We start from the raw sequence: 2,527 nt of genomic DNA, 5'->3' as shown, positions 1-2,527 counted from the left end.
ATGAAGGCGGCGAGGTCGTGGTGGCGGGTGTGGTGGTGGAGGTGGGTGGCGCCGTCGATTTTGGGGGCGAGGACGGGGTGGAGGTGGTGGGTGGGGGTGAGGGTGTGCAGGGGGGTGTCGTGGGTGATGCCGGCGGCGTGGATGACGGCGGTGAGGGGGTGGTCGGGGGGGATGGAGGTGATGAGGTTTTGGACGGCTTGGGGGTTGGTGATGTCGGTGGCGGTGACGGTGACGTGGGCTCCGGCTTGGGTGAGTTGGTGGATGAGGGTGTCGGCGCCGGGGGTGTGGTGGCCGCGTCGGCCGACGAGGTGGAGGTGGCGGATGTGGTGGTTGGTGGCGAGGTGGTGGGCGAGCAGGGCGCCGATGCCGGTGAGGCCGCCGGTGATCAGGACGGTCCCGTCGGGGTTCCAGGCACGCGGCTGAGCGTCCTCGGCCCTGTGCTGGGGGGCGGGCTGGGTGGTGTGTGGGGTGAGGCGGGGGGTGAGGAGAGTTCCGTCGCGGAGGGCGGTGTGGGGTTCGTCGTGGTGGCGGGCGGTGGTCACGGCTTGGGGGAGCAGGCTGGGGGTGTTGTGGTCGTGGTCGATGAGGTGGATGCGGCCGGGGTGTTCGGTCTGGGCGGAGCGGACCAGGCCCCAGACGGGGGCGGTGGTGAGGTCGATGGGTTGCCGGCTGGTGGTGGCGACGGCGTGGTGGGTGAGGACGAGCAGCCGGGTGGTGGTCAGGCGGTCGTCGGTCAGGAAGGTCTGCAGGGTGGTCAGGGCGCGTTCGGTCACCGCGTGCGCCGCCGCCACCGGGTTTCCGCCCGTACTGCTGCCCTCATCCCTCCTGCTGTCGTGGTGAGGGTGGGCGATCGGGAGGACGATCACGTCGGGGACGGGTTCTGCGGCGTCGACGGCGTCGGTGAGGGCGGTCAGGTCGTCGTAGTAGGAGGCGGTGACGGTCTGGCGCAGGGTGTCGTGAAGGGTGCGGTCGCCGAGCACGGCCCAGGCCTCGCGCGCCGCCGGCTGGAGTTCCAGGGGCGACCACTCCACCCGGAACAGGCTGTTGTCCGGCCTCGGTCCGGAGACGTTCAGCTGTTCTGCGGAGACGAGCCGGGCGGTGAGGGTGTCGATGGAGGCGACCGGCGCGCCGGTGGGGTCGGCGGCCTGGAGTGACAGCGATCCGGCGTCGCCGAGCTTGACGCGTACCCGCAGGTCGGTGGCGCCGGTGGCGTGCAGGCGCACCCCACTCCAGGCGAACGGCAGGTTGCTGTGGCCGCTCGGCGTGCCGTCCAGCCAGTGCAGCGCGGCCCCGTGCAACGCCGCGTCGAGCAGCGCCGGGTGGATGCCGTAGTTCGTCACGTCGGCTTGTTCGTCCTCGGGGAGGGCGACCTCGGCGAACAGTTCGTCGCCCCGCCGCCATGCCGTGCGCAGCCCCCGGAACGCCGGGCCGTACCCGAGGCCCGTCTCGTGCAACCGGTCGTACGCGGTGCCGAGGTCCACCTGTACGGCGCCCTCGGGCGGCCAGGCGGTGAGGTCGAAGCCGGGTGTGGCGTCGTCTCTGGTCAGTACGGCGCTCGCGTGGCGGGTCCAGTCGTCGGTGTCGCCGTCCGGCCGGGAGTAGATCTCCACGGTGGGCCGGTCGGAGCCGGTGACGATGATCTGCACCTGCACGCCGCCGTCCTCCGGCAGGGCGAGTGGGGCGTGGAGGAGGAGTTCGTCGATGGTGGTGTGGCCGGTGTGGTCGGCGGCGTGGAGGGCGAGGTCGAGGTAGGCGGTGCCGGGGAGGATGGGGGTGTCGAAGACGGTGTGCTCGGTGAGCCAGGGGTGGGTGGTGAGGGAGAGGGTGCCGGTGTAGACGGTGGTGTCGTCGTGGGCGAGGGTGAGGGCGGCGCCGAGCAGGGGGTGGGCGGTGGTGGTGAGGCCGAGGGCTGCGGGGTCGGTCTGGCGGGCCGGCGGGGTGAGCCAGAGGTGTTCGTGCTGGAAGGCGTAGGTGGGCAGGTCGACGGTGGTGGCGGGGCCGTGGACGGCGGTCCAGTCGACGGGGGCGCCGTGGGCGTGGACGTGGGCGGCGGCGGTGACGGCGGTGTGGGGTTCGGGCCGGTCACGGCGCAGCACGGGAACCGCGACCAGGCCGGGTGTGCCGTCGAGGGTCTCGCGGATCAGGCCGGTGAGGATGCCGTCCGGGCCGATCTCCAGGAACGTCCGCACTTCCTCGCCCGGCTCCCGGCCCTGATGTAGCCGCCGTACGACGTCGGCGAAGCGGACGGGGCTGCGCAGGTGGCGCGTCCAGTAGGCGGGGTCGGTGAGGTCGGCCGGGGTGGCGGTGGCGCCGGTGAGGTCGGAGACGAAGGGGATGACCTGCCCGGTCGGCAGGGTGAGGGACAGCGCGGCCACGGCCTGTTCGAACTCGTCGAGGATGGGGTCCATGTGGGGGGAGTGGAAGGCGTGGCTGACGGTCAGGGCCCGGACCTTGTGTCCCTGCTGCCGGAAGCGTTGGGTGAGGTGGGTGACGGCGTCGTGGTCGCCGCTGATGACGGTGGAGGTGG

The 2,527-nt window shown here is 72.5% G+C and carries 1 protein-coding gene; it reads right to left on the bottom strand.

The window, feature by feature from the left end; genetic code table 11:
- Positions 1 to 2,527: SDR family NAD(P)-dependent oxidoreductase (locus tag FED44_RS35375; RefSeq protein ID WP_138463398.1), on the bottom strand; the 2,527-nt coding region annotated here is incomplete at both ends.

Origin of the sequence: Microbispora triticiradicis, assembly GCF_005864065.1 — a bacterium.
GTDB classification, from domain to species: domain Bacteria; phylum Actinomycetota; class Actinomycetes; order Streptosporangiales; family Streptosporangiaceae; genus Microbispora; species Microbispora triticiradicis.
This window is presented reverse-complemented; position numbering and strand designations above follow the sequence as displayed.